At 43.0% G+C, this 23,595-nt stretch carries 18 protein-coding genes and 1 pseudogene; 11 read left to right on the top strand and 8 right to left on the bottom strand.

The window, feature by feature from the left end; all coding sequences use genetic code 11:
• Positions 1 to 69: 69 nt before the first annotated feature.
• The 4 genes from guaD to AAEY88_RS02055 all read left to right on the top strand — a co-directional run bounded on the left by guaD (position 70) and on the right by AAEY88_RS02055 (position 7,362).
• The gene (gene guaD, locus AAEY88_RS02070) at positions 70 to 1,476 is read left to right on the top strand and encodes a guanine deaminase (protein ID WP_350558336.1); all 1,407 of its coding nucleotides are present in this window, start codon (positions 70 to 72) and stop codon (positions 1,474 to 1,476) included.
• 46 nt (positions 1,477 to 1,522) lie between these two features.
• A complete protein-coding gene (locus tag AAEY88_RS02065) occupies positions 1,523 to 2,317 on the top strand; it encodes a metallophosphoesterase family protein (RefSeq protein WP_350558333.1) in 795 nt (264 codons plus the stop codon).
• A gap of 218 nt (positions 2,318 to 2,535) precedes the next feature.
• On the top strand, positions 2,536 to 6,816 hold the full coding sequence (hrpA, locus tag AAEY88_RS02060) for an ATP-dependent RNA helicase HrpA (RefSeq protein WP_350558330.1): 4,281 nt from the start codon (positions 2,536 to 2,538) through the stop codon (positions 6,814 to 6,816).
• 168 nt (positions 6,817 to 6,984) lie between these two features.
• Positions 6,985 to 7,362: a hypothetical protein gene (locus AAEY88_RS02055; protein WP_350558327.1), complete on the top strand. Its 378-nt coding sequence runs from the start codon at positions 6,985 to 6,987 to the stop codon at positions 7,360 to 7,362.
• A gap of 627 nt (positions 7,363 to 7,989) precedes the next feature.
• Here AAEY88_RS02055 and benE read toward each other — a convergent pair.
• On the bottom strand, positions 7,990 to 9,186 hold the full coding sequence (benE, locus tag AAEY88_RS02050) for a benzoate/H(+) symporter BenE (RefSeq protein ID WP_350558324.1): 1,197 nt from the start codon (positions 9,184 to 9,186) through the stop codon (positions 7,990 to 7,992).
• Between the two features lie 210 nt (positions 9,187 to 9,396).
• On the opposite strand from benE, the gene AAEY88_RS02045 reads away from it, so the two are divergent.
• Both AAEY88_RS02045 and AAEY88_RS02040 read left to right on the top strand, forming a co-directional pair.
• Positions 9,397 to 9,996 (top strand): class I SAM-dependent methyltransferase, encoded by a 600-nt coding sequence (locus AAEY88_RS02045; protein ID WP_350558321.1) that lies wholly within the window; start codon positions 9,397 to 9,399, stop codon positions 9,994 to 9,996.
• Between the two features lie 301 nt (positions 9,997 to 10,297).
• Positions 10,298 to 10,720: a tetratricopeptide repeat protein gene (locus tag AAEY88_RS02040; protein WP_350558318.1), complete on the top strand. Its 423-nt coding sequence runs from the start codon at positions 10,298 to 10,300 to the stop codon at positions 10,718 to 10,720.
• A 115-nt stretch (positions 10,721 to 10,835) separates the two neighbouring features.
• On the opposite strand, the gene AAEY88_RS02035 is transcribed toward AAEY88_RS02040, so the two are convergent.
• From AAEY88_RS02035 to cynR, 6 genes and pseudogenes are all read right to left on the bottom strand, one after another.
• Positions 10,836 to 11,234 carry a DUF1971 domain-containing protein gene (locus tag AAEY88_RS02035; RefSeq protein WP_350558315.1) on the bottom strand — a complete coding sequence of 133 codons (399 nt, stop codon included), beginning with the start codon at positions 11,232 to 11,234 and terminating at the stop codon, positions 10,836 to 10,838.
• 306 nt (positions 11,235 to 11,540) lie between these two features.
• Positions 11,541 to 12,848, bottom strand: a complete 1,308-nt coding sequence (locus tag AAEY88_RS02030) for an arsenic transporter (protein ID WP_350558312.1) — start codon at positions 12,846 to 12,848, stop codon at positions 11,541 to 11,543.
• Positions 12,849 to 12,890: 42 nt separating this feature from the next.
• Positions 12,891 to 13,598, bottom strand: a complete 708-nt coding sequence (gene arsH, locus AAEY88_RS02025; protein WP_407074415.1) for an arsenical resistance protein ArsH — start codon at positions 13,596 to 13,598, stop codon at positions 12,891 to 12,893.
• Positions 13,599 to 13,697: 99 nt separating this feature from the next.
• Positions 13,698 to 14,030, bottom strand: a pseudogene (arsC, locus tag AAEY88_RS02020) (arsenate reductase (glutaredoxin)); the annotation flags it as partial.
• Between the two features lie 87 nt (positions 14,031 to 14,117).
• Positions 14,118 to 14,468 carry a helix-turn-helix transcriptional regulator gene (locus tag AAEY88_RS02015; RefSeq protein ID WP_350558309.1) on the bottom strand — a complete coding sequence of 117 codons (351 nt, stop codon included), beginning with the start codon at positions 14,466 to 14,468 and terminating at the stop codon, positions 14,118 to 14,120.
• A gap of 59 nt (positions 14,469 to 14,527) precedes the next feature.
• A complete protein-coding gene (gene cynR, locus AAEY88_RS02010) occupies positions 14,528 to 15,430 on the bottom strand; it encodes a transcriptional regulator CynR (protein WP_350558306.1) in 903 nt (300 codons plus the stop codon).
• A gap of 106 nt (positions 15,431 to 15,536) precedes the next feature.
• On the opposite strand from cynR, the gene AAEY88_RS02005 reads away from it, so the two are divergent.
• From AAEY88_RS02005 to AAEY88_RS01990, 4 genes are all read left to right on the top strand, one after another.
• On the top strand, positions 15,537 to 16,199 hold the full coding sequence (locus AAEY88_RS02005; protein ID WP_350558303.1) for a carbonic anhydrase: 663 nt from the start codon (positions 15,537 to 15,539) through the stop codon (positions 16,197 to 16,199).
• 125 nt (positions 16,200 to 16,324) lie between these two features.
• Complete coding sequence (gene cynS / locus AAEY88_RS02000) at positions 16,325 to 16,795, top strand: cyanase (RefSeq protein WP_350558300.1); 471 nt, start codon at positions 16,325 to 16,327, stop codon at positions 16,793 to 16,795.
• 121 nt (positions 16,796 to 16,916) lie between these two features.
• Positions 16,917 to 18,128, top strand: coding sequence for a CynX/NimT family MFS transporter (locus tag AAEY88_RS01995; protein ID WP_350558297.1), 1,212 nt, complete (start codon positions 16,917 to 16,919; stop codon positions 18,126 to 18,128).
• Positions 18,129 to 18,187: 59 nt separating this feature from the next.
• On the top strand, positions 18,188 to 18,727 hold the full coding sequence (locus AAEY88_RS01990) for a heme-binding protein (protein WP_350558294.1): 540 nt from the start codon (positions 18,188 to 18,190) through the stop codon (positions 18,725 to 18,727).
• Between the two features lie 119 nt (positions 18,728 to 18,846).
• Here AAEY88_RS01990 and uvrA read toward each other — a convergent pair whose 3' ends face one another.
• Complete coding sequence (uvrA, locus tag AAEY88_RS01985) at positions 18,847 to 21,408, bottom strand: excinuclease ABC subunit UvrA (RefSeq protein ID WP_350558291.1); 2,562 nt, start codon at positions 21,406 to 21,408, stop codon at positions 18,847 to 18,849.
• 635 nt (positions 21,409 to 22,043) lie between these two features.
• Here uvrA and AAEY88_RS01980 point away from each other — a divergent pair.
• Positions 22,044 to 23,543 (top strand): SulP family inorganic anion transporter, encoded by a 1,500-nt coding sequence (locus tag AAEY88_RS01980; protein WP_350558288.1) that lies wholly within the window; start codon positions 22,044 to 22,046, stop codon positions 23,541 to 23,543.
• The last annotated feature ends 52 nt before the right edge of the window (positions 23,544 to 23,595 follow it).

The raw sequence follows: 23,595 nt of genomic DNA, 5'->3' as shown, positions 1-23,595 counted from the left end.
ACTGTTAACTTTTGGCTAAAATGCCCTGTATTATCAAAACCGTATTATCAAACAATATGAGACCTATAAATGACCCTACATATTTATCAAGCCCAGTTGCTACACTATCTTACCGAAGATGACGTTAAAGCTAGGGCTGAGCGCTCACCAACAACTACGACGGTTGATAAAAATATCACGCTAATACCCGTTGTCGCAGGCGTGAGTGTTTATCCTGAATACATTGCCGATGGTGCACTGGTCGTCGACGATGCGACCGGTCTTATTGCAGATTATGGTAGCAGTAAGGCGATGTTAGAGGGTTACGGTAATACAGGAGACGAAGAGGGACGAGAACCGGTAAAGATTCATGACTATCAGCATAAACTGATCATGCCCGGTTTTATTGACACCCACGTGCACTATCCGCAGATAGATATGATTGCCGCTTTTGGTGAGCAGCTGCTTGATTGGCTCAATAACTATACCTTTGTCACTGAGGCTAATTTCGAGGATCCAAAGGTTGCGCATGACACCGCAAAGTTCTTTTTAAATCAATTGCTTGCCAATGGTACGACCAGCGCCTTGGTGTTTTCTACCAGTCATCCGCAATCAGTGGAGGCGTTTTTTACTGAAAGCCAGCGCTTAAATACCCGTATGATTACGGGGAATGTACTGATGGATCAAAACGCGCCTGCGCACTTGTGTGTTCCTGCTGAACAGGGTATTCGTGACACTCAAAATATCATAGATAAATGGCATGAGCGCGGACGTCAGCATGTGGCCATTACGCCAAGATTTGCTATTACGTCGACTCCAAAGCAGCTGCGACTAACCGGTGAGTTATATGCCAGTTACGACAGCGTTTATTTGCAAACGCATGTGGCGGAAAATCGTGATGAAGTCGCTTTTGTGCGCGAGCTTTATCCCAATCATAAAGGCTATTTGGACGTCTATGAAGATATGGGGCTACTTGGTCGGCGTACGACCTTGGCGCATGGCATCTACCTTGAGACTTCAGAGTATGAAAGGCTGCGCGAGACTGGCACACAAATAGCACATTGCCCAACGTCCAACTTATTTTTGGGTAGTGGGCTGTTTGATTTGTCCAAAACCTTAAGCTATACCGGCGTCAGTATTGCTACTGATGTGGGCGCGGGAACCAGTCTATCGATGCTGACTACCTTGTCAGAGGCGTATAAAGTCCAGCAACTACAAAGTAATCCGTTACCCGCTCATCAAGGGTTGTATCAGATTACTTTGGGCAATGCTCAGTCATTATTATTAAATAATAAACTCGGTAACTTTATGCCTAATAAAGAGGCAGATTTTGTAGTTATAGATATGGGTGCGACTGAATTACTTGAGCGCCGTATGACACAAACCAAATCGCTTGATGAGCGTCTATTTGTGCTGATGATGTTAGGCGATGATAGAGTGATTGAGCAGACGGTAGTTGCGGGGGTAAGTCGTTATCATAACTCTATTCCGGCTTAGATGCCCTTGGCTAACTTATTGAAGCATAAACTAAGTATTGACTCATATGACTAATTTAAAAACCAAACCGATAGCGACAATCGCTGCCATTTCAGACATTCATAGCAACGTATTTGCGCTAGAAGCCGTGCTTACGGATATTAAGCGTCGCGCTGTCAGTCAAATCGTTAATCTTGGTGATATTCTATACGGCCCGATTGCGCCAAAAGCGACCTACGGGCTGTTGATGGCAAATCAAGGCGATATTATTAGCAGCCGTGGTAATCAAGATCGACAGATTTACGATGCTACGGCAGCGGATATCGCTAGCAATCCAACACTGGCCTTTATTATGCGCGATTTACCAACAGCCGCCGTTGAGTGGATGCGCGCGTTGCCTTTTGATTATCATTTGAGTAAAGGCGTATATTTATGCCACGGCTCGCCAACCGATGACATGATGTACCTGTTAGAAGATGTGAGTTGCGGTCGGCCTAATGTACGTAGTGACGTAGATATTTTGACATTATTAAATGGCGTCAAAGCTGAAATGATCGTATGTGGTCATACGCACATTCCGCGAACAGTAATGCTGTCAACAGGTCAGATGATTGTTAATACAGGCAGTGTTGGTTATCCCGCCTATGAAGATAATTTGCCCGTTATACATAAAATGCAAACCTATTCACCGCATGCCAATTACGCCTTAATTGAATGTATCGAAACTGCGCAGGGCAGCCGCTGGCAAACTCAGCATATCAAAGTCCCCTACGATCATGAAGCGGCAGCCAATCTTGCTCTAATAAATGGTCGTGAGGATTGGGCATTTGCGCTGAGGACGGGGCGAGTATTGACAAGTTAATGCTTCACTTTTGACCAATAACATTTAATAGCGTAATTTTGAGAGGTTTTAGATAGTTATTCACTCAACGTCACAGCTATGAAAGCCTTATTTTAATAAAACATGAAAGATAGTAACCTTTATATTTCAAATAATCCCATCTACTGCTATCTTGAATCGCAGCCAAATTAGCCCCATAACCTACCCACTCTTCATATAAAAAAATAGCCTAAGTGAATATGACTAATACTTTAGAAAGTACCAAAAATTCAAGAAATAACGACCTAAATGATAATATTGATATCAAAAATCGGGTAGAGGATAAAGCAGCTTCTCAGCCTAAAGTCGCAGCTGATTTACCAGTACTTGCTAAAGATGAATTTTATTTAAGCAAACTTGAACGTGAGTTGAAGCGTGGCTCTTCGTCTAGAAATTCTTCGTCTAATAAAAAGCCTAATACAGATGCCAAACACGATGCTAAAAATAGTGATGATTTAGAGAAAAAGCAGGCACAATTTGAAAAGCTAAAAACTCGCTCACAGCAAGTAGTACAAGCGCGTATGGATAGTATTCCAGACAATTTAGCTGCGAAGTTAAATCTTGATTTACCAGTAAGCCAGCGTGCCGAAGATTTAGTGCAGGCAATTATTGATAATCAAGTGATTATCGTCGCTGGCGAGACGGGCTCTGGTAAGACTACCCAGCTACCAAAATTAGCGATGCTGGCAGGTCGTGGTATAAGAGGGCAGATTGGGCATACTCAGCCGCGTAGGCTGGCAGCGCGTAGTGTGGCAAACCGAATTGCGGAAGAGTTGGGTGAACAGTTAGGTAATACGGTCAGCTTTAAAATTCGCTTTAATGAGCAAGGTACTGCGCAGTCAGTGATTAAGCTGATGACCGACGGTATTTTACTGGCTGAGTTAGGTCATGATCGGTTTTTAAGTAAATACGACACCATTATTATTGATGAGGCGCATGAGCGTAGCTTAAATATTGACTTTATCATGGGTTATTTAAAGCAATTGCTACCTAGACGGCCAGACTTAAAAGTTATTATTACCTCAGCGACCCTAGATACCCAACGTTTTAGTGATTATTTTAGCCGCTATGATGCCAAGTTAAAACGGCAAATACCGGCGCCTATTTTTAATGTAGAAGGACGTAACTTTCCGGTCGAGGTACGTTATCGTCCGCTAACCGATGAGCCTGTGACCAGCTCAGATGATGACAGTTACGATGATTTTGAAGAAAATCTACCACGTGCTGTGGTTGCTGCCGTAGATGAGTGTTTTAGTGACGCGCAAAACAAAGGTCATGCTGATCAAGCCGATATCTTGATGTTTGCCGCTACCGAAGCTGAAATTCGTGAGCTCCAAGAAGTTCTTGAGCGTCATGGGCCAAAGCATACAGAAGTATTGCCATTATTTGCGCGGCAGACTTATGAAGAGCAACAGCGTATCTTCCAACCGTCAGGTAGAGGTCGACGTATTGTTATTGCTACCAACGTCGCTGAGACCGCTTTGACCGTACCCGGTATTCGTTATGTGATTGATTTAGGGTTTGCACGTATTTCTCGTTATTCCTACCGCTCGCGTGTGCAGCGTTTGCCGATTGAAGCCATTGCTCAAGCAGCAGCCAATCAGCGTAAAGGTCGCTGCGGTCGGGTTGCGCCTGGCGTTTGTATTCGTCTGTATAGCGAGGAGGACTTTAGTGGCCGTCCTGAATTTACTGAGCCGGAGATTCTACGCACCAACTTAGCCTCAGTGATTTTACAGATGGCCAATCTGCGCTTAGGCAGTGTTGATGACTTCGACTTTATTGAGCCGCCTGATAGTCGTTTGGTTACTGATGGTCATAAATTACTTGATGAATTGGGCGCGATTACACCCAAAAATGAAGAGGCAACTAATCACACAAACAATAAGCCAAAACGTAAAGGCTTAGACCATCTGCATCTTACGTCTACCGGACAAAAAATGGCACGGATGCCAATAGATCCAAGGCTGGCACGTATGCTAGTTGCCGGTAGTGACTTTGATTGTATTCGTGAGATGCTGATTGTAGTTGCAGCGCTTGCGGTTCAAGATCCACGCGAGCGTCCTGCTAATAAGCGCCAGCAAGCGGATCAAAAGCATGCAGAGTTCCGCCAAGATGATTCCGACTTCTTATTTTATCTCAGTCTTTGGAAAATGCTGTTTGAAAAAGATGAGGATGGTAATAAGCTGTCTGGTAATCAGCGTAGGCAATTTGCCAAAAAGAACTATCTAAGTTTTCCGCGTGTGCGTGAGTGGCATCAGACCCATCGTCAGCTGGTACAAATGGTCACCGAGCTGAAGCTGAAAGATGTCAGCAGTTCAAAAGCCAGTACTAAAAATGGTTCTAAAAATAACCTTGATGAGCTCGATACTAATAGTGATCCGACAGGTATTGATGATGAGGAACTAAAAGCGGTTAAATATGCCAATTTACATCGTGCATTATTGACTGGTTTATTATCTATCATTGCTCATAAAACCGAAAATCGCGGTGAATATTTAGCCGCACGCCAGCAAAAGGCCAAGATATTTCCTGCCAGTACCGTATTTAAGCAAATACCACCGTGGGTGATGGCGTTTGAGATGGTAGAAACCTCACAGGTCTTTATGCGTACGGTTGCCAAGATTGAGCCGGAATGGATTATCTCAGCCGCTGGCAACCTATTAAAATATCATTACTTTGAGCCGCATTGGTCGAAGAAGACCGGCCGGGTAAAAGCTTATGCGCAAATTAGCTTATTTGGGCTAATTATCATTGCTAAACAGCTAACCAATTATGAACAAGTTAATCTGGTTGAGGCACGCGAGATATTTATTCGTGATGGCTTAGTGACTGGTAACTTTGGTCGGCAAGCACCATTTTTACAGCACAATATGGATAAAGTGGCTCATGTTGAGCGTATCGAAGATAAGTTGCGTCGCCGTGACCTATTGGTCGATGAAGAAACCCTGTATCAATTTTATGATCAAAAAGTTCCCGAGCATATTGCCAGTCGTAAAGCGTTTGAAGATTGGCGTGCGGAAGTTGAAAAGACAGACAGCAAACACCTATTCTTCTCTGACGATGACATTCTTAATAGCCAAGCACCTACCACCGGTGACTTTCCAGAAGTTTGGCAATTAGGTGATTTGAAGCTACCACTGCGCTATATCTTTGATCCGTCAAGCGACGAAGATGGCGTGACTATTCGTGTGCCATTAGCCGCGTTACCGCAGTTGGATGCGATTGAATTATTATGGGGCGTACCTGGTTGGCGCTTTGAGTTAGTGTTACAGCTACTAAAATCGTTACCAAAAGACATTCGCCGACAGATAGTACCGATTCCTGATACGGCTGACAGTTTATTTGATGAGCTACAGCCTGCGCAATCGCAAGGGTTATTAAAGCAACTGTGTCAAGCGCTAAATCGCCGCGGGATTATGTCGGTAACGCCTGATAACTTCAATCCATCCACCATTGACCGTTATCTACAGCCGCAAATTTGTGTGGTCGATGATAAGAATCGCATTATTGAAAAAGGTCGTGACTTACAGACATTACAAGTCCGTCATGCTAGCGAAACCAGTCAAGCCGTGACTGAGCAGCAAGGCGTACATAGCAGCTTCCCTGAGCATTTCAAGTTTAGCAAAAACCATCATAGCGCTGGTGTAGTCATGAAGCAGTTTGCTGCCTTAGTGATTGATGAAGCAGGCGAGGCGGTTTCGATTCATCAATATACTGATGTGAGCGCAGCTTTGCAGGCGCACCGTATTGGTGTGCTGACTTTAATGAAAGGGCAGCTTGGCGCGAAGAAAAAGCAGCTGACCAGTCAAATTGATAAAATGTTTAAATTGGCGTTTGCACCGCTTGGTGATATGGAAAAGTTAAAAACAATCGTTATTGATGCCGCGTTAGATGCTGCTCTTGAAGAGCATTATATCTTGTTTGATCATAGTGACGACTTGCCTGAGAGCGCTGGTGATATTGCTATAAGCCTGGCTGAAGAGCTACCCTTCACTTTAGAAGAGTATCAGCAAACCTCAGATGTGGTGGTTAGTAACTTCCTGTTAACTGGTCAGACAGTGATTAAGACCCTTAAAAATGTCTATACCCGCTGGCAGCGTATCCGCCAAGGGTTACTAATGCTCGATCGGGAAATATTTGGTGAGTCCATTGATGATATGGAAGATCAATTGGAAGACTTGTATTTAGCCAATTTTGTCTACCGGATGGATTATAGCCATTGGCAGCAGTATCCGCGTTATTTAGAGGCGCTGGAGATTCGCCTTGAGCGCCTTGAGCACAATATTGAAGCGGATCTTGACGGGGTTTATGCATTGGATTTACATATGGAGCGACTGTCAGGACGTGCCAATGCTGAATCTATCAGCGAATACCGCTGGCTGGTTGAAGAGTACCGTATCCAATTGTTTGCACAGCCGATGAAAACCCGCATGGCCGTATCACCGAAGCGTCTCAGTAAAATGTGGGATAAGGTGAGTTAAAAGTTAGTTTAATTGTTTAGTTTATGCACTGACGACGTGTTACAACTCTCTTGTATAGCCCCTTATCTTATTCGATAATATTCGACTAAGATAAGGGGCTATTTTTTTCTCAAAACTAAGTTTTCTTAATTTCATTTGATACATTAATATTTAACAGAGGACACAGTCATGGTTGGCTATAGATGGGTAGTATTGGGGTTTATGGCAACTATATTCATGAGTACAGGCTGTGATAAAACATTAGCTAACAACAATAATCAGGTGAAAGAAATATCAATACAAAAAGGAGAAGTAGTAGCAAAAGAGGTAGAGCTACAGGGTAAATTTAAAAGAAGTTTTGAAATTTATGAGCTAGAAGCTAATGGTATAACCTATTACGTATCAGATCCAGACCAATTATTAATAAAGTATTCAAATAAAATAAATCAAAATGGATATTATAAGTTTTTTGAAACCTGTGTCGTTGGTAATATCAGCTCTGAAGGTGGATATGGTCCTCTAAGCAAGTATCAAAACCAAATTACCGTTAGTGCACTCTGTGCTTAGTTTTTTCAACTAATTAAAACGAGTATGGCCGTATCACCGAAGCTTTTAAGTAAGACGTTAGAGAAGGTAAGTTAGGATTGAATATGGCTACTGTTTACTATCTTTATAAATATTACTTTCTAAACGGTACTAAACGCACTATGTTTTGAACACTTGTTTTAGAGCTTTTAACGGATTTTATGAGAGTGCTCAGAAGACGTTTAGCTAATAGACACATATAAAATAGTCACTCAAACCACTTAATGTTAGAGCACTCAAATAGATTGTGAAAGCTTCTTCTTTCAGCAATTTTAGAAAGATACCATTCATCTAGCTTATCGTTACTCTCTGTAGATAACATGAATTTTATCAGGTCGCTTTTAAACATGAACCAACTTTCAGGTAGTGATTTTTCTATTGAAACATAATACTTCTGACAGCGAGATATAGTTGTTTTTCGAGTGTATTACCTGTGGTAGCTACACGCTAAAACTAACTTATAGTTGTTGATTATAAAATTTCTTAAAGGTATATGTACTGTTCAAAAAATACTTGTTTAATGAACACTTACTGAGGACATGCAAGTCTTACTTTATCCTCAAGTTAACACAGATATTCAACACCCAATAAACTCAGCTTCAAGTCCAATTATACAGCAACATCAATCACACGCTTCTTAGTTAATATATAATGCGCAATCATACCAATACAAATCCCCCAAAACACTGAACTAAGCCCCAAAAATTGCATTCCAGAGGCCGTGGCTAAAAAGGTAATCAACGCCGATTCCCTTTGGTTATCATCTTTCATCGCAACGGTAATATTGGCAGAAATGGCACCAATTAATGCGAGACCTGCTAAGGCTGCGACTAGCTCTTTGGGCAGCAAGCTAAATACGGTCACAATACTACCCGCAAATAAGCCCCCTAATAAGTAAAAAATACCATTGGCTATTCCTGCGATATAGCGCTTTTCTTTGAGCTCGTGCGCGTCTTTTCCCGTGCATAATGCGGCGGTAATAGCCCCTAATATAACCGTAATACCGCCAACACACGCGACGGCTAACGAGGCAATACTGGAGACCGTAATAATAGGTTTGGCAGGAATGTCGTAACCACTCAACCTTAAAATGGCCATACCGGGTAAGAGCTGTCCAGTTAAACTCACTAAGATAAGCGGAATGGCTAGGTTAAACGTTGAATTCCATGACCATTCTGGCCAGATGAGGGTGGGTATGGTTATCGAGAAGTTGATATCGACAGGGTTCATCTTACCAAATACCACACTTAAGATAACGCCGCATAGTAATACCCAAATCATGGTATAGCGTGGCGACCAACGCTTGGCTAATAGATAACAAGCCAGCATACTGAAGACGATAAATGGCATGGTGTCAGTGGCGACAAATAACTCTAAGCCGAACTGAAACAGAATACCGGCCATCATCCCAGCCGCAATGCCAGGAGGAATCAACTTTAGAATTTTATCAAGGTAGCCTGTGGCACCAATGATAAAGATAACTAGGGCTGAGATAATATAAGCAGCAACCGCCTCGTTGATACTCATCTGTGGAAATAGTGTTATTAACAGAGCAGTCCCTGGGGCAGACCAACCCATGACCACAGGAGTCTTATATTTGATGGACAAATAAATACTAGGTATCGCTGCCCCTATAGAAATCCCCCAAATCCAAGACGCCATCATGGCATCTGAAACCTGTGCTGCTTGTGCCGCTTGAAAGAAAATAATCAGCGGGCCAGAATAAGCGATGAGTACCGCTAAAAAACCTGCAATAGATGCTGAGAGTGACCAATCTTCTTTAAGCGTTTGTATCAGAGTGGCCATGTTGCATCCTTGCAAATCATCGATATTTAGTAGGTTAGAAGCTAGCATTATTGGCACAGGAGCTAACGTGGATCATACTTTCGCTTCAGTCACGCTAATGGTAAACATTGCACATAATACAAGTTTTACCATCAGCGCAGACAATAGCACTGATTAGATAGTAAAATAAGACTGAATATCAAGCAATAGAAACCATAGAAGGAGAATAAAATGTGGGATCAGCGCTATAATGAGGCAGGTTTTGCCTACGGTACAGAAGCTAATGACTTTTTAAAAGAGACATTTCACAAAATACCAGCAGGCGGGCGTGTGCTGTGCTTAGCTGAGGGCGAGGGGAGAAATGCGGTATTCTTAGCGCAAAACGGCTACCAAGTCACTGCTATGGATCTATCTAAAGTTGGTTTAAATAAAGCACTAAAATTAGCCAGCGATAAAGGCGTTACTATCTCAACCCAAGTTGCAGATTTAGCAGACTATGCATTAGGGGAGCAGCAATGGGATGGCATTGTCTCTATTTGGGCGCATATGCCTGAAGCAATACAGCAGCGCGTCCATGCGCAGGTTGCACCGGCGTTAAAGCAGGGCGGGGTGTTTATTCTAGAAGCTTATACTTATCAGCAGACTACCATGACAGGAGTCGGTGGGCCGCCTGCTACGCAAAAAGACAGATTTGTCTCATTAGAAGATTTGCAGAGTGAGCTTGTAGAGCTTGAGGAAGTAATAGGTATTGAAAAGCAACGTACTGTTTCAGAAGGAACGCGCCATCAAGGCCTCAGCGCAGTGGTGCAATTTGTCGGTTATAAAAAGTAAACGTAGATAGCACGTTATCGTCGATCCAATTTAAAAACGATACAAGGTTACTGGGTTACTGGAATGAATTTTTTGCAGCCTCTGTCCCGTTTGCGAACAGCACGCCAGAAAAATTTATACCAGTAGCTTGTTGATATGAATGACTCTCTTTGATTTTGAACTGACTATAGCAAAAGCTATATTTATCTGGGCAAACGTAAAAGAGTTAACCTTAAAGCTTTTATTACCCAATTAATAAGTAAATCCATTTATTAATTCACTTGTTGTTATTTTATTAGTAGTAGAAAAAAGGAAATGAGTAATGGTCAATACCAAAATATATAAGTCAGTTTACATCTTAGCTGAAGAGCTATTAGAGGCTAATAATAGACATAATCAAGAGGCTTTCGATGCGCTTTATATAGATCTGCAAACTATATGTACCGATAACGAAAATACCGATAAAGACCATCCCGTACAATGGGAGACCCTTGCTGATTTTACCGAGGAATTAGACGAGGCTTTAGTTATCTATCAAAAAGCTTTGGAAAAAGCCATTAAGATTAATTCAAAAGACTTTATGTCCTCGATTGCCTTTTCTATGGCGGTATTGCAAGTTGAATTAGGCCAAATTGAAGCTGCTGTCGTTAACCTGCAAAACGCAAAAATTAGTTCGAACAAAATTGAAGATAAAGCACTTAAGAACGAAATACATGACCTACTTGTTGAGCTAACAGCCGAGTAAAAAGTATTGATGTACGAGTTTAAGTATACCAAAACCTATGAGCAAGCCAAAAAATAAGGCGCTGATTCTTGAGAGTCAGCGCCTTGAAAACATGCATATATTGAGTAGTTGGTTATTACTCAGCTGGTTTGTCATCGTCTGATTTATCAAACAAGGCTTCAATCGGTTTACTGTGAATCTTAGAGCTGTTGAACATCGACTTATTGCCAGTATCGCCTTCCGTCCAGAAGTTGATATTGAACTGGGCGTCATCTGTTAATTCTACCCGATGCCAATATTCAGGTGGGCTGACGGCAAATTGTCCTGCTGCAATTACTATAGTTTGCTCAGGTTCGGTGGCGGCCTCATCAGCAAATCCGTAAAAGGTAACGGTTCCCTGCATGACGCAAATTTGGCCGTAAACACCTTCAGCGGTATTGTGATGGTTTAATAAGGCTGTGGGTACTTTATCCTTAGTAAAAAAATGAGTGGACCGTTTTATTTTCCAATGGCTCGGAATGACTAAATGGCTCATGATAACTCCTCAGTTGATGGGCTTTGTCTTATATAACTTTATCTTAAACCAACCTTTTAACTTAATAAGGCCTTTATGTTAATGAGAATTATTCTTATATACTAGCACCTTTAAGAGTGGTAAATCTAGATTATTATTTTTATGAGGTAGCTATTAGTAGAATTCATTTGATATTTTAAGTCTTATAAGAGCTTGTATATCATTTTCACCACAAGAACGTGAAGTGTTGATTGTAATCAATGTAGGCTAATTTGTGGTTAAGCAACTGCAGTAAATAAGATATTACATAAGCGCTTATTAACCCATTTATCCATTTATGATAGGCAACCAAAATACTAAGGCCAAAAGGGTGGCTAGTAATACTGGTGGAGTAATGACTAACCCAATTTTCATATACTGAACCCAGCTGATTTTATAATTCTTTTCCGCCAGGACATGTAACCATAATAAGGTTGCAAGACTGCCAATCGGTGTAAATTTTGGTCCTAAATCATTGCCAATCACATTGGCATAAATCATCAACTCTTGAGTTGCTGCAGGGACTTGTGCGTGGTCAATGGCTAGTGCGCCTATTAAGGTTGATGGCATATTGTTCATCACTGAGGCCACGATAGCAGAGAGAAATCCAGTCCCTAATGTGGCGACGATATTGCCTCGCTGGCCTAACCAGTTGAGTATTTGTGCGCCGTATGCGGTTAGTCCAGCGTTGCCCAAGCCGTAAACCACCAAATACATACCTATTGAAAACAATACAATTTGCCAAGGGGCTTTGCGTAGGACACTGGATACAGAAATAATAGCACTGCGTCCTCCTTGCCACCAGCGGCCTGCGATCGACATGAGCAGTAGCGCAGCAGCTCCAGTTACTAATGAGATAGCAATACCTAACGACTCAGTCGCAAAATAAGCAAGGAGCAACAAGGCTAAGAGTGGAAATGCGGCGCGGAAAACCAAAGGGTCTTTGATAGCGGACTGCGGTGAGCTAAGGTTGGCGGTTGAATAATGTTTTGGAATATGGCGCGCATATACCAGCCATAACACCAATAATGTCGCTAGCACAGATACAATATTCACTGGAACCATGACCGAAGCATAGCGCCCAAAACCTATATCAAAATAATTGGCACTAACAATATTGACGAGATTAGAGGTGATTAGCGGTAGGCTTGCCGTGTCTGCGATAAAGCCGGTAGCAATAATGAATGCTAATGCTGATTTTGGTGAAAAATCAAGGCGAAGCAGAATAGCGATAACAATAGGAGTCAGCAGTAACGCGGCACCATCATTGGCAAAAAAAGCTGAAATAAACGCCCCTAAAATCACTATCATAGGGAATAATAAACGCCCTTTACCATTGCCAAATTTAGCAACATGAAGAGCTGCCCAGCCAAAAAACCCTGCGTCATCTAATATCAATGAGATAATAATAAGCGCGACAAAGGTGAAAGTTGCATCCCAAACAATATTCCATACTATACCAATATCGGCCGGTTGCACCACGCCAAAAGTTAATGCTACTAACGCACCGCCAATCGCACTCCAACCAATACCTAAGCCTTTAGGCTGCCATATCACTAAGGTCAAGGTGACGATAAAAATCGCTAGTGCTAACATGAAGTCGCCTTAATAAAACCATGACGTAGAAAGGATTAAACGTTAAATAGATTTTTGATTGACGCGCTGTGAGAGTTCTTCTGCGTTTTCTACGCGTTCTGAATAACGGTCGGTCAAATAAGTTGAGCGTCCCCGTGTGAGCCAAGTGAACTTAACCAATTCTTCACACACATCGACAACGCGCTGATATAAAGGCGATGACTGCATTCGATTATCATCATTAAACTCTAAAAAGGCTTTGGGAATAGACGATTGATTGGGTATGGTAATCATCCGCATCCAACGTCCCAGAATGCGCAGCTGATTGACGGTGTTAAAGCTCTGACTGCCGCCACTGACTTGCATCACTGCTAAGGTTTTACCTTGGGTCGGACGGACGCCGCCTAGAGACAACGGAATCCAATCAATTTGCGCCTTCATAATACTGGTGATACTGCCGTGGCGCTCGGGACTGACCCATAGCATGCCTTCTGACCACTGCGCAAGGTCACGCAGCTCTTGCACTTTTGGATGGTCTGCATGAGCATCATCAGGTAGTGGTAACCCTGATGGATTGAAGGTACGCACCTCACAACCATACCAACGCAATATCCGACTTGCCTCTTCGCTTGCCAGTTTGGAAAACGAGCGCTCACGTAGAGAACCATATAGCACCAATATCTTAGGTGGATGGCGTGGGTCATTTGGGCCAATCAAAGACTCAATATCAATGGAGTGCATACTCTTCGAGTCGATATTGGGTAAGTCAATCAAACCAAGCGATGAGTGTAGGGCATTGTCTTTATCAGATTGGATGACTTCTCCATCTTCTTTCTTGAAAATAGCTATTGGATTATTTAATAATTCAAATACCCGCTCTGCAGGTCGGCACAATGCCGCCCCTTTATCCGTGACTACGATAGGACGATTTATTAAAATAGGATGCATAATCATAGCGTCAATGAGCTTATCATCAGATAATTCTGGATTATTTAAGTCCAGCTCATTGTAAATTGCTTCTTTGTGTCGTAGCAGCTCGCGCGGTGAAATGTTAGTTAATGCCAATAGCTCGAGTAGATAGTCACGGGTAGGGGGTGTTTTTAGATACTCAATTATATTTGGTGGTTCACCTGAGGCTTTCATAATGGCCAATGTATTACGAGAAGTACCACAGCTAGGGTTATGAAAAATAAGGGATGTCATAGCGACCTTAGATATTATTATTGAGGTTATCGTTAGGATTTTTTTGGCTTGATTGTTTATTTAGCTGTAATTGACCTGATAGTTAATTTAGCTGCCGGATTTATTGACGCCACAGCCGCTTAAATGGTCTACAAGAGAAGCGCAAAGCTCTGGATGTCCAGCACAGCAGTCCTGCAATAAGAACTGAACGACGGCTTCCATATGCGATAGTGAAGCGCGATAGATAATCTGACGGCTTTGACGTTGCGAGACCACCCATCCCGCTCGTGATAGCACTGACAGATGCGCGGACATAGTATTGTGAGGCACCGACAGCTGACGAGCGATTTCACCGGCAGGCAAGCCATCAGGCTCTTGACTGACCAGCAGTCTAAATGCCTTTAAGCGAGTATCTTGAGAGAGTGCCGCAAAACTGGTGATAGCATTTGTTATTTCCATATGTCCTATAATATAGACATGTCATAATAAATCAAGAGTATTCTAAAAGTGGCTTTAAGCTATTTTGGATTTTTAGCTTCTGAATTTGATTCACAGACCTTATGCGCCAATTTAATAAAAGCTTTAGTAGCAGCGCTCTGATAAGTACCTTTTCGTTGTAATAGTACCGCGGTGCGCTTTAGTAAAGTCGGGGCCAGTGCAATAGCGACCAGCTCATCACGATTACTCACAATATTGGACGGTAACAAGGTACTCAATTGGGTGTGGCGTACTATTTCAATAACTGCGCTGAGTGAGTTGGCCTCCATGAGCACCTTTGGCTGGATATCGTGTTGACGGCAATAGCGCTCAATTTGCTCACGGGTCACAAACTCATGGCTTAACAGTACCAATGATTGGGTGTTTAGAGTCTGCAAGTCAATGGCTTGCTGCTGGGCGAGAGGGTGGTTATTATTAACGACCAGTGCTAACGTTTCAATGAGTAAAGTTTGGGTTTCTATATCGGCAGATTGCACCTCGGCAAAGGCAATACCGACATCAAAGTCATCATCGAGCAATTGTTTTTCCATCTGCTCTTGTGACATCTCTTGCACACTCAAGGTGATATTTGGATAACAGTTATGAAATTCCTTTATCAATGGGCCTATTAGGTAAGTGGTAAAAGTGGGCGTAATTGCAACCCGCAGGGCACCGCGACTCAGGTTCTGTACATCATGCAGCGCTCGGCGTCCCTCCTCTAAATCCTGCAAGGCTCTATGCGCGTAGCGGGCATACACTTCACCCGCATCGGTTAGCTTGACGTTACGACCCGAACGATCAAACAGAGTCGTACCCAGCGTCTCTTCTAACTGCTTAATCTGTTGTGATAAAGCGGGCTGCGAGACATACAGAGATGCTGCCGCCCGAGTAAAGCTTTGGTGCTTGGCAACAGCCAGAAAGTATTTAATGTGTCTGAGTATCATAATCTATCTATAAGTATTTGTTATTGACATCATAATATACCAGTCTTTTACCTTATTACTATAACGGCGTAGTATTCACTCTATCGACAAGACAGAGACAAGCGTTATGAAAGATATTATTGAAGGCTTTTTAAAGTTCCATAGCGAGGCTTACCCCAAACGCGCCGATTTATTCAAAGATTTGGCTACTAAGCAAAATCCACGTACCTTATTTATTTCTTGCTCAGACAGCCGCTTAGTTCCTGAGCTAATAACCCAGCGCGAACCCGGTGGCTTGTTTGTTATTCGCAACGCTGGAAATATTGTACCGTCTTATGGGCCTGAGCCGGGCGGGGTATCGGCCTCGGTAGAATACGCCGTAACGGCATTACAAGTTACCGATGTGGTGATTTGTGGTCACTCAGACTGCGGTGCCATGTCAGCCATTGCTAATTGTACCTGCATGGATCACATGCCAGCGGTTGGCAGCTGGTTGCGTTATGCCGACTCAGCGCGAGTGGTTAATGAATCTATCCAACATCTAAGTGATAGCGACCGTATTGAATCTATGGTACGAGAAAATGTCATCGCTCAGATTGAAAATATTAAAACTCATCCCTCGGTACGTCTGGCGCTAAGAGAAGGGCGTTTGGCATTGCACGGTTGGGTTTACGATATTGAGACTGGCGGCATTGATGCCTTAGACGGCGCTACTAACAATTTTGTTTCCCTTGCCGAGAATACCGAGGTTCTCGCGTACCCTATACAGCCGCTTTCAGTCGCTGTTTAATCCATTACTATTTAACTTAATACGATTTGAATTTCATTAATTATAAGCAACACCAACTAAAACTATTTTCAACTTAATAATCAATAACTCAATTACCCTCACCATAAACTATAAAAGGTATTACCATGATTCAGTCTCAAATTAGTAACAGCGCACGCCAAGCATTAACTGATACTATTGTTGCCGCTAAAGCCGCAAAAAACTTGTCGTTCGAGCAAATAGCAGCAGGCACTGGTCTTAGTGATGTGTATGTAACCGCAGCTCTGCTAGGTCAGCATCCATTACCAACAGACGCCGCACAAAAAGTTGGCGAAACCTTAGGCCTAGATGATGATGCTATCGCTTTACTACAAGCTATTCCATTACGCGGTAGTGTCGGCAGTGAAATGCCTACAGATCCTACTATCTATAGATTCTATGAGATGATGCAGGTCTATGGCACTACTCTTAAAGCACTCGTCCATGAACAGTTCGGCGACGGTATTATCAGCGCTATCAATTTTAAAATGGACATTAAAAAAGTTGCAGATCCAGAAGGTGGTGACCGTGCGGTTATTACTCTCGATGGTAAATTCTTACCTTTCAAACCTTTTTAAGCGCCTCACTAGGCATCTGCCTCACAGCCTATTTTAAGAAGAGTAAAATATCAAAGAAGTCGGCGCGCGGCGTCGGCTTTTTTGGCGATGCTTATTATCAATAATGGACACCTCTTTATTCATGAGTACTGATCATATCTCCTCCAATACACGCCAGTCGGTGCTCACGCTATTTTGGCCTATGATAGTGATTGCCGGATTGGCACTGACTTTGCGCCCAACCATAACGTCCACCGGCCCTTTGCTAGAGGAAATCCGCTTGAGTACCGGTATAGGTTTGCAAGCAGCCTCATTACTGGTGGTGTTACCTATGTTCTGTATGGGCGTGTTCCCTTTATTGCTCCCTTGGGTTGGCAAACGGCTGAGCGAAAGTGCTTGGATAACCGGTGGATTATTTGCTATTGCCTTGGCTGGCTTGTGGCGTTTATGGCTAGGAGCTGGTTGGTCGTTGATTGCCAGCGCGCTAATAGGTGGTACCGGTATCGCTATTGTACAGGCGATGGCTCCCGGCGTCGTAAAACGCTGGTACCCTAAGCGCGTACCACTGGCTATGGGTATTTATTCAGCCTCACTAATGGCTGGGGGCGGAATTGCTGCAACGCTTAGCACGCTAGTGGCTGAGCATTATGGTAGCTGGCAAGCAGGCCTTAGTATATGGCTGATATTACCGGTGATTGCGCTATTGCTATGGTGGCTAAGGCCATTGGAGGTGATGGAAACCAAGCACAACAGTGTACCAATCAATTTTTTTAAAAATCGTCGCGCGTGGTTACTGGCCATCTATTTTGGCTTAGCAAACGCTGGTTATGCTTGTATGATAGCCTTTTTGCCAACTTATGCTCGTGGTTTAGGTTGGAGCGCTCAGAGTAGTGGCGAGCTGATCGGCATCATGACTATTTTTCAAGTGCTTGGGGCGCTTGGTGCTCCTGCGCTTTCATCGAATCGTCTAGATCGACGCCCTTGGTTGTTTTTTGCGGTAGGTATTCAGATCGTTGGATTTGCAGGATTAATGTTAATGCCAGAATCATTGCTGATTCTTTGGGCCGCCATGATAGGTTGTGGCCTTGGTGCTTGTTTTGCACTAACGCTAACCGTGGCACTTGATCATTTATCACTACCTAAATTAGCGGGAGCATTGACTGCTTTTGTACAAGGGATTGGCTTTATTATTACGGCGATTGTTCCTTATTTAGCAGGGGTTTTACGTGAAGGGACCGGTAGTTTTCAGGCCGTTTGGCTGATGCTTCTTATCACGCTAATATGCATGCTAATTGTCACTATGAAATTTGCACCCAAAAGTTATGCAAAGGCTATAAATTTGCCTAACATTTAATTAAGGCGTGTTGATTAAGGTTTATTAAGTTGTCAATACAACAATATTTAGGATTTAAAATGAAAAAATTATTCGTTTATGCCGCTCTGGCAACGTCTCTGTTATCGGTCACGGCTTGTGCCAGCACCTCGCTCAGCACTTCGCAAAACAATGAAATTAAACCAAACGTGTCTAACTCTGGAGCTTATGTGGCAACCATTCCTGTATTAACGGGTGAGATGGCACAGAGCATCGTGAATGCTGCTGCCTTAGAAGCCAAAAAAGATCAATTGATGGTATCAGTAACAGTTGTTGATGCTTCGGGGCAAACTTTAGCCGTTTTGAGAGATCATCGAGCAGGCGTGCACACCATTCGTGCCAGCTATAAAAAAGCGTATACCGCTAATTCGCAAAAAAGAGAAACGGCAGATATTGCTAAGGGTATCAAAGACGGCAGTATTCCTGATGACATTAGGTATTTAGATGAAAATATGCTGATGTTAGATGGTGGCGTGCCCATTTATATTGATGGCATTGTAGTTGGTAGTATTGGGGTAGGTGGCGCGCATGGTAGTGAAGATGTTCGTATTGCTAAAGCGGGCTTAAAAGCCTTAGATTAAACCTTTATTTACAAATCTTTGTTCACAAGAAAATAAAGCCAATATCGGCTCTATTTTTTATGCTGGAAACTAAAATGAGTTTATAATGTTTCTGTATGACACTTCTCTACAGAACATTCCTAAGAATTGCACTCTGCCAACAAAAAGGGCGCAGTTTGACTTATTTCTGAACAAGCTACTTCTTCAGGTGAGCCTTGAGCGACAATAAGTCCGCCTTCATCGCCAGCACCCGGGCCAATATCGATAACCCAATCGCTATTGCTGGCAACCTGCATATCGTGTTCGACCATAATGACCGTATTGCCAGCGTCAACGAGGCCATTTAATTGTGACATCAACATCGATACATCTGCAGGATGTAAGCCGGTTGTCGGTTCGTCAAGGATATAAAGCGTATCGCCTCGCTGGGTACGTTGAAGTTCGGTAGCCAGTTTAATCCGCTGGGCTTCACCGCCAGATAGCTCAGTGGCTGGCTGGCCTAGTCTTAAGTAGCCAAGTCCGACTTGAAGCAAAGCGTTTAAGGCCCGCAAAATGGCAGATTCATCGGTAAAGAATTCATAGGCTGACTCAACTGTTAGCGCGAGCACTTCGGCGATATTTTTGCCTCGATAGGTGATTTCAAGCGTTTTGTCATTGTACTGTTGACCATGACACACTTGGCACGGTGAATAAACACTGGGAAGAAACAGCAGTTCAACCATCACAAAGCCAAGTCCTTCACAATTTGGGCAACGACCTTTTACCGTATTAAACGAAAAACGGCCGACATTATAACGGCGTACCTTTGCTTCTGGCATTGCTGCAAACAGCTTACGCACATGATCAAACAGTCCCGTGTAAGTAGCAAGATTTGAGCGCGGCGTACGACCAATTGCTTTTTGGTCAACGGTCACTAATCGTTTTACATGCTCCATCCCACTAACAATGTGCCCGCCAGTTGGCGTTTCTAACTCTTGTTCGAGTAAATCAGCTTCGCCAGTTGGGGCTTCCACGATTTGCTTTTGTCCTAGTGACTCATAAATGAGTTCGACCAGAGCCTGACTCACTAAACTTGATTTGCCCGAACCCGATACCCCAGTAACGGTGGTCATAACCCCTAAGGGAAACTCAACATCTAGCCCATGCAAGTTGTTACGCTCAACCCCTGCTAGTTTAAGCCAAGCCGTCGGCTCTCTTTGCGTATGTTTTACTTTTGCATCAGTGGTAAAAAGATATTGGCCAGTGTGCGAATTTTTGACTTCGCGTAACCCTTCTACTGGGCCGCTGTAAATAATTTCGCCACCATGAATTCCGGCATCTGGCCCAACATCTACTATCCAATCAGCGTGCCTGATAACGCTAACATCATGTTCAACCACAAATACCGAGTTGCCCGATGCTATTAGCTCATCCAATGCACTTAATAGCGCTTGAGTGTCTGCTGGATGTAGACCCGCAGAAGGTTCATCGAGCACATACACGACCCCGAACAGTTGCGAGCGAATTTGAGTAGCTAGACGCAGACGTTGTAGCTCACCTGGAGATAAAGTAGGAGTGGTGCGCTCAAGTGACAAATATCCTAAGCCCAGCATTGTCAGTGCCTCAACTCGCGAAAGAATGTCACTGGCAATACGCTGAGCGACAATAGCCTTTTCTCGACTTACAGTATCATCAGCTGGATTTTTATTAGCAGCATCTTGCAGCTTGAGAGCCAGTTCGTTTAAGGTTAGTTGCGACAGCTCCCCAATATCTAGTCCTGCAAATTTGACCGATAGGGATTCTTTCTTTAGTTTCTTACCGTGGCAATCTGGACATACAGAAATCTGCATAAACTGAGAAACGCGTTTTTTAGTTAGCAGGCTTTGGGTAGTGGCAAACGAGTGTAGTATGAAGCGTTTAGCACTCGAGAACGTGCCCATATAATTGGGCTTTTCCTCATTCTTAATCGCCGCTCGTACTTGTTCAATGCTATATTCTGGATAGACCGGGACAGTGGGTGTCTCCTCAGTAAACAAGATCCAGTCGCGCGTCTCTTTCGGTAATGACTTCCACGGCGTGTCGATGTCGTAGCCGAGTGTTACTAAGATGCGGCTCAGATTTTTACCTTGCCATGCAGGTGGCCATGCTGCAATAGCACGTTCTCGAATGGTTTTGCTGTCGTCAGGGACCAGCAGCTTTTCAGTCACCTCAAACACACGGCCAATACCAGAGCAGGTAGGGCAAGCGCCATCAGGGGTATTGGGCGAAAACGCATCTGCATACAGCATCTCTTGACCGGTAGGATATTCTCCAGCTCGTGAGTAAAGCATACGTAGACCATTTGAGATGGTTGTGACACTGCCAACTGATGAGCGCACAGAGGGTGTGCCTCGTTGTTGTTGCAGTGCGACCGCAGGCGGCAGCCCTTCTATGGCGTCAACATCAGGTTCGTCGACTTGATCTATTAATCGACGCGCATAAGGGGACACCGAATCAAGATAGCGACGCTGCGACTCCGCAAACAAAGTGCCAAAAGCCAGTGATGATTTGCCTGAGCCTGATATACCAGTAAAAACCACCAGCGCATCACGAGGCAAATCGATATCGATATTTTTTAGGTTATGAACACGCGCGCCTCTTACCTGAACACTGTGTGCAGAAGTAGAGGTCGTACTTTTATTTATTGCGGTATCGACTGTTGAATTTTCAGTGGTAATGGTCATAAAACAAGTATTCCTATTGCATCTTATTTTTAATTTTAACTGTGTCTAAGCTATCTATATATGATACAGGGTTACACACAAAAGATAACGAGCTTAAATGGTGAATAACTTTTACTAGAAGGTAACGATGGTCTTAGTTGCGTACAGCCCCTAATTACTCTATTAGAGCTAAAAATATAATATTTTCTTAACCATATCTATATGTTAGAATTAGCGCCATTAACGACAGCTCCTGTTTACCAAAAACATAAGCTATCAATCCTATAAGAGTTTTACTATAAAAATGAATATGCCAATCTAGTTGTACCCCCGCCAGTAACTTATTGCTTTTTACAGCAATACCCCTTTTTTTAAAGCGTTTTGCGCTTTTTTCTGTGTGATCCCATTGCTTTATTATTTACCTTACTAATCGATTTAACTGTTAAGTTTCTAAATTAAGAGACTCCAGATAGTATCTGGAATTAATAGACCCAAAATAGTATCTAGTATCTTCTCACAATATTTAATGGGCCCATAAGCCTAGCCAGAAGATTGCGGTGAATCATTACGCCATTACTTTACTATTCTATTTTGCTAGTTATTTCGAAGGTATAGATTATTAAAATAATAAATCAGTAAATAAGACTGAGTTAAAAATGTTGAATATTATTAAAGAGCATTGGCTATCGAATGTTAGAGGTGATGTCCTAGCGGGTATGGTAGTTGCTTTAGCCCTTATTCCCGAGGCCATTGCCTTTTCAATCATTGCTGGTGTTGATCCACAGGTTGGTCTTTACGCTTCTTTTTGTATTGCGGTCGTTATCGCTTTTGTCGGTGGACGTCCGGCGATGATTTCTGCCGCTACCGGTGCTATGGCGTTATTGATGGTAACGTTAGTCAAAGATCATGGCTTACAATATCTGCTGGCAGCAACTGTTCTAACTGGGGTTTTGCAAGTTATCTTTGGTTTCCTGAAACTGGGTAACTTAATGAAGTATGTCTCTCAGTCAGTTATTATTGGCTTTATTAATGCCTTAGCCATTTTAATTTTTATGTCGCAACTTCCTGAGTTAATGCCGCAAGCGGGCTCAAATCTATGGCATGTCTATGCTCTGGTCGCCTTCGGATTAATCATAATATATGGCTATCCCCACATTCCAAAAATTGGCAAGATTATTCCTTCGCCTTTGGTCTGTATCGTATTGGTGACTATTTTAGCCATTATATTTGGCGCAGAGGCACGAACCATCAGTGATATGGGCCAGTTGCCTGATACCCTGCCTATTTTCTTATTACCTGATATTCCTTTGAATATAGACACCTTGCGTATTATTTTGCCTTATTCAATTAGTTTGGCCATAGTCGGTTTGTTAGAATCTATGATGACCTTAAGCATCGTAGACGATTTAACCGATACCAAAGGCGATCGAAATAAAGAATGTAAAGGTCAGGGAATGGCAAATGTAGTTAGTGGTTTCTTTGGCGGTATGGCAGGTTGTGCGATGATAGGTCAGTCTATAATCAACGTAAAATCAGGCGGCTTTACTCGTTTATCGACCTTAGTTGCTGGGCTGTTTTTATTGTTAATGGTAGTCTTTTTAAGTGACTGGTTGAAGATTATTCCCATGGCCGCGTTAGTGGCGGTTATGATTATGGTATCGATTGGTACCTTTAACTGGGGCTCTTTTAAAGAGTTGAAGACCAAACCTCTACAGAGTAATTTAGTAATGATTACCACTGTCGCGGTGGTCGTGGCCACCCATAACTTAGCTTATGGGGTTCTGATCGGCGTTCTGTTATCCGCATTATTCTTTGCTAATAAGATTGAACGTTATATGAGTGTCGATACGCACCTAGATGAATCAGCGCAAACGCGTTATTATCGAGTGAACGGCCAAGTGTTTTTCTCATCGGCAGAGCGCTTGATAGAATCATTTGATATTAAGGAAGCAATCCCTAATGTGGTTATCGATGTCTCTGAAGCTCATTTTTGGGATGTGACTGCTGTCGCCGCTATTGATAAAGTCATTATTAAGTTTCGCCGAGAAGGCACTGAGGTTGAGCTGATAGGCCTTAACGAGGCCAGCCAAGCGATGGTAGAAAAGTTCGGTGTTCATGATAAATCAGACGCCGCTAGTAATTTAAGCGCTCATTAAATGCTAATTGAGTGCTGATTGATAATTGACAACTTTATTCATTCAAGAATTA

Origin of the sequence: Psychrobacter sp. CAL346-MNA-CIBAN-0220, from assembly GCF_040309805.1 — a bacterium.
In the GTDB taxonomy this organism is placed as follows: Bacteria; Pseudomonadota; Gammaproteobacteria; order Pseudomonadales; family Moraxellaceae; genus Psychrobacter.
The sequence above is the reverse complement of the archived record's forward strand: the minus strand, read 5'-3'. Positions and strand labels throughout refer to the sequence as shown.

Coding starts and splice junctions, on each gene's coding strand:
- guaD (WP_350558336.1), top strand. CDS start 70: ATGACCCTACATATTTATCAAGCCCAGTTGCTACACTATCTTACCGAA.
- AAEY88_RS02065 (WP_350558333.1), top strand. CDS start 1,523: ATGACTAATTTAAAAACCAAACCGATAGCGACAATCGCTGCCATTTCA.
- hrpA (WP_350558330.1), top strand. CDS start 2,536: ATGACTAATACTTTAGAAAGTACCAAAAATTCAAGAAATAACGACCTA.
- AAEY88_RS02055 (WP_350558327.1), top strand. CDS start 6,985: ATGGTTGGCTATAGATGGGTAGTATTGGGGTTTATGGCAACTATATTC.
- benE (WP_350558324.1), bottom strand. CDS start 9,186: ATGGCCACTCTGATACAAACGCTTAAAGAAGATTGGTCACTCTCAGCA.
- AAEY88_RS02045 (WP_350558321.1), top strand. CDS start 9,397: ATGTGGGATCAGCGCTATAATGAGGCAGGTTTTGCCTACGGTACAGAA.
- AAEY88_RS02040 (WP_350558318.1), top strand. CDS start 10,298: ATGGTCAATACCAAAATATATAAGTCAGTTTACATCTTAGCTGAAGAG.
- AAEY88_RS02035 (WP_350558315.1), bottom strand. CDS start 11,234: ATGAGCCATTTAGTCATTCCGAGCCATTGGAAAATAAAACGGTCCACT.
- AAEY88_RS02030 (WP_350558312.1), bottom strand. CDS start 12,848: ATGTTAGCACTAGCGATTTTTATCGTCACCTTGACCTTAGTGATATGG.
- AAEY88_RS02015 (WP_350558309.1), bottom strand. CDS start 14,468: ATGGAAATAACAAATGCTATCACCAGTTTTGCGGCACTCTCTCAAGAT.
- cynR (WP_350558306.1), bottom strand. CDS start 15,430: ATGATACTCAGACACATTAAATACTTTCTGGCTGTTGCCAAGCACCAA.
- AAEY88_RS02005 (WP_350558303.1), top strand. CDS start 15,537: ATGAAAGATATTATTGAAGGCTTTTTAAAGTTCCATAGCGAGGCTTAC.
- cynS (WP_350558300.1), top strand. CDS start 16,325: ATGATTCAGTCTCAAATTAGTAACAGCGCACGCCAAGCATTAACTGAT.
- AAEY88_RS01995 (WP_350558297.1), top strand. CDS start 16,917: ATGAGTACTGATCATATCTCCTCCAATACACGCCAGTCGGTGCTCACG.
- AAEY88_RS01990 (WP_350558294.1), top strand. CDS start 18,188: ATGAAAAAATTATTCGTTTATGCCGCTCTGGCAACGTCTCTGTTATCG.
- uvrA (WP_350558291.1), bottom strand. CDS start 21,408: ATGACCATTACCACTGAAAATTCAACAGTCGATACCGCAATAAATAAA.
- AAEY88_RS01980 (WP_350558288.1), top strand. CDS start 22,044: ATGTTGAATATTATTAAAGAGCATTGGCTATCGAATGTTAGAGGTGAT.